Annotated in this window: 4 protein-coding genes and 1 pseudogene; all 5 read right to left on the bottom strand. The window is 60.0% G+C overall.

Features of this window, described 5'->3' with window-relative positions:
• Positions 1-37: 37 nt before the first annotated feature.
• Entirely contained in the window at positions 38-403 is a 366-nt protein-coding gene (trxA, locus tag OIU93_RS20425; RefSeq protein WP_264271873.1) for a thioredoxin, read from the bottom strand.
• A gap of 351 nt (positions 404-754) precedes the next feature.
• Positions 755-1315, bottom strand: coding sequence for a hypothetical protein (locus OIU93_RS20420; RefSeq protein WP_264271872.1), 561 nt, complete (start codon positions 1313-1315; stop codon positions 755-757).
• Positions 1316-1323: 8 nt separating this feature from the next.
• The gene (locus OIU93_RS20415; RefSeq protein WP_264271871.1) at positions 1324-2520 is read right to left on the bottom strand and encodes a signal peptidase I; all 1197 of its coding nucleotides are present in this window, start codon (positions 2518-2520) and stop codon (positions 1324-1326) included.
• An 11-nt stretch (positions 2521-2531) separates the two neighbouring features.
• Complete coding sequence (locus tag OIU93_RS20410) at positions 2532-3134, bottom strand: SipW-dependent-type signal peptide-containing protein (protein WP_264271870.1); 603 nt, start codon at positions 3132-3134, stop codon at positions 2532-2534.
• A gap of 12 nt (positions 3135-3146) precedes the next feature.
• Positions 3147-3391, bottom strand: a pseudogene (locus tag OIU93_RS20405) (hypothetical protein); the annotation flags it as partial.

Raw genomic sequence — 3391 nt, 5'->3', positions numbered from 1 at the left:
GGTGGCGGGGCCTTCTAATCGCTAACGAGCAGGTGTCTTATGCCTGGGATCCAGCAGCGATGTCCTTCTTGATGGCATCCATGTCTAGTCCCTGGACCTGTCCGATCAAGTCTTCCAGCGCCTCTGCCGGCAATGCGCCGGGCTGCGAGAAGACGAGGATTCCGTCACGGAACGCCATCAGCGTGGGGATCGAGGTGATGTTCGCGGCAGCTGCCAGCTGCTGCTCGGCCTCGGTGTCGATCTTGCCGAAGGTGATGTCCGGGTACTTCTCGCTGGCTGCCTCAAACACGGGTGCGAAGTTGCGGCACGGGCCGCACCATGCGGCCCAGAAGTCCACGAATACGGTGCCTGGTTCGGTAATGGTGGATTCAAAATTTGCGGAGTTTAGTTCAACGGAAGCCATACGTGCTTCATCCCTTCGGGAGGTTTGATTGCCGCGGATCACGAGCGTATCCGCAAATAGGTCAACCACACGCTCAACGGTAATATTCCTAGAGAGTTCGTTCAAAAATCTTCCAAAGGAGTCACCCCATGTGCAAGAAGGTCACCTGCGACAGCTGCGCCAAGCCGACTTGGGCTGGATGCGGCGAGCACATCGAGGATGCGCTCGGCGACGTCGCCGTTGCTGATCGCTGCAACTGCGCCTAGCAGGCCAGCTCGTACGAAAGCAGTCTCGTTCCGTCACCATTGCATAAGCAATGGCAAGCACGCGTTTCGCTGGATCACATTCGACATCCAAGGGGCCGGATTGATGTCAGGATGCGTTAGTGAAGTCGCACTCTTTCTCACCCAGCAACAGCAAGGGGAAGGTCGCACGAGCAGTGGATACCTTGGAAGACCAGCCTGACTCGTGAGTCGCAGATACTCCGACGTCGGTAGTTCCCCCGAGGAGGTCGGTCAGCAGCCCGCCCTCAAAGGTGCTCGTGTAGGGACCGGGATCCGTCCCCGTTGTCGAAACCTCCTCCCCGTAGAGCAAGGGGCCCAGAACAGGTAGGGATCCGATCGCAGGAACATCTCCATACCAATATTGAGCATCGTTGAGCGCGTATTCGGTCGACGGATAGTGCCAGATGAGAGTGATGCGGGGTTTGAGATTCACGCCGGCGATGCCAATCTCTGCCGTGCAGCTGTCGATGATCGGCGCCGGCACCACTAGCGCTGAGAAGTCGGCCGACGAGTGTTCGGCATTCTTCCAAGCAGCCGTCGTTGCCGCTGGCGAGACCGATGAAAGCAGGAGTCCGGCACACATAACGATGGCTGCACAAAGGCGCAGGCGGTTTGGGCGTTGGCGCCGTGCATTTCGGTTCAGGGACACAGCAGGATTCACCGACTCCGCCTTCGTCGCGCTCTAGCCACTCCGGCCAGCGCGAGGCCTAGAGCGACGGACCCGAAGGCGGCGAACAGCGGCAGGAGTGGATTGCTTCCGGTCGCGGCAAGGGGGCCGACCGGCCCGGGTGAGACCGCGATTTCATCGCCCGAACCGGAGGCATGCACCTCCAATTGAACGGATCCTCCGGCTGCGGGGACGGAGTCCTCGGGCAGCCAGAGATCAAAGAGCAGCCATCGCTCCTCGGCCACTGGCATGGATATCAGCCTGCGAATCGTTCCGTCGACGGCAACAGGACCCGGGACCAGTAGCTGGTACGTTTCACCGGCGCAGGTTCCCTCCACCCATCGCCGGTCACAGGACCGAATGGTGGAATGCAGCCTTAGACCGGGGTTCCCGTTGCCTACAAGTTCGACCCGGACTTCGCCGGGCTCCGACTCCGCAGCGGTAACGCCCACCTGCCATTGCACGGGTTCACCGGGAGCGAGTTGAGACATTGCTTCGCGGTTGCCGATGCTTGTCAATGTCAGGTGGTCGCTCGTTATGACCTCCTCTGCCACTGCCTGGACAGGGCTCCCCAACGCGAGACCAAGAGCCAAAGGTGTGACGAGCATTCCCAGCCCGGACTGAGATCCGCTGCTTGATTGCTCCGGCAGGGGCAGTGGGTCTTCCTGCTCATCGGAGTCTTGGCTCGGCAGATCCCGCGGCCAGAACGCCCAAGTGACCGACCCAGATGCGCCCAGAGTGAGAACCGCCATCACCCATGGATTCGAAAGCCAGACGATGCCGTATGCCAGATTGGGTGCGGAGGCGAGAACAATCCGAACGGTGTCCACGGTGTATGGGAACGGATCCTCGGCCTCATTAGCATCGCCCTTCATGGTGATGATCCGCTCGGCATGTGACGGGCCGTCGGCCACGGAAGTCACCCGGTGAGTGATGGGCAGGGCCGCCGGCCGGTCCACTGTCACGACATCCCCGACTTTGATTTCGGTCGCCGGGATCTCCTGTACCAAAGACAGAGAACCAGCCGGAATCGTAGGGCTCATGGATCCGGTCTTGAACATGATCAAGGAAACGTTGAACGCGAAGGCGGCAATGACCAGCAGCACACAGACGAATCCGCCGAACGCCGCCAGGCTCAACACGGCATCGCCCAGGATCTTCCCCGCTCCCCGCATGCGTCTATCCATGGCCAACCCTGCTATTCGGCCGTCGCCGCAAAGACCCAGCGTCCGGTGAGCGTGGTGCCTTGGGCTTCGTTGAGTGCGGTCGTGGGCAAGCTGACGGCGAAACAGTAGTTGATGGCGGAGGCCCCGTTGGGTTCCAAATCGAGCTTCTGGTTGGATCCAACCGTTAGTTCACTCCCTGAGCCGACAATGTCGACCGAAGTGGCATCCGTAAAGGTATCAGCATCGCAGATCGGATCCGTGAGGGTTCTGACACCGTAGTGCAGGTACTTTCCGAGCCCGGTATCGTTGTCCGGATCCGCGGTCAGCTGCACGGAGCCGGATACGCTCCCTGCTGCCGTTTTCACCGAATACAACGCGTACGACGTCGTTCCGGGGACCAAGGCAGTCGGAGTGACCGTGAAATCAAGGGCGGCACCGGGTGAAGTGGGGTGGTCGCTGAAATCGGCTCCGTTCGTGCTGCCGACGATCGAGAAGGTGCCGGCTTTGAAGGTTTCGGTGGCGTTTTCTTCATCGGTCCATGCGGCAAGCGTTGCCGTGGTGCCGACGCCGAGCACCAGGCCGCCTGCCAGCACAGCGGCGACTTTGCGCCATGTGTTGGCCCGCATCGTAGTCATGAACTAGTCCTACTACTGCTGTCTGGCTTCAAATTGCCAAATGACCGTTGAATTCGCGCCCTGTTGCAGGCTGGCATCTGCTTTTACAACGAAGCAAAGGTTTTGCTCGGGGCCCGCAGAAGTGGTGCCTTGGTCGAGAGTAAACGCTTGTACTTCGCTGGTGGGAATTCCATCGAATGCCCCCGATGCAAATGGAGTAGTCAGACCAACGCAGCCAAAACTCTCCGTCTTGTAAACCTCGTAGCTCAGCCCATTAA

This window comes from Paeniglutamicibacter sp. ZC-3, assembly GCF_025847175.2.
In the GTDB taxonomy this organism is placed as follows: Bacteria; Actinomycetota; Actinomycetes; order Actinomycetales; family Micrococcaceae; genus Paeniglutamicibacter; species Paeniglutamicibacter sulfureus.
This window is presented reverse-complemented; position numbering and strand designations above follow the sequence as displayed.

Bases quoted from the DNA above. Each gene is read 5' to 3' on its own strand.
- trxA (WP_264271873.1), bottom strand. From the start codon at position 403: ATGGCTTCCGTTGAACTAAACTCCGCAAATTTTGAATCCACCATTACC.
- OIU93_RS20415 (WP_264271871.1), bottom strand. From the start codon at position 2,520: ATGGATAGACGCATGCGGGGAGCGGGGAAGATCCTGGGCGATGCCGTG.
- OIU93_RS20410 (WP_264271870.1), bottom strand. From the start codon at position 3,134: ATGACTACGATGCGGGCCAACACATGGCGCAAAGTCGCCGCTGTGCTG.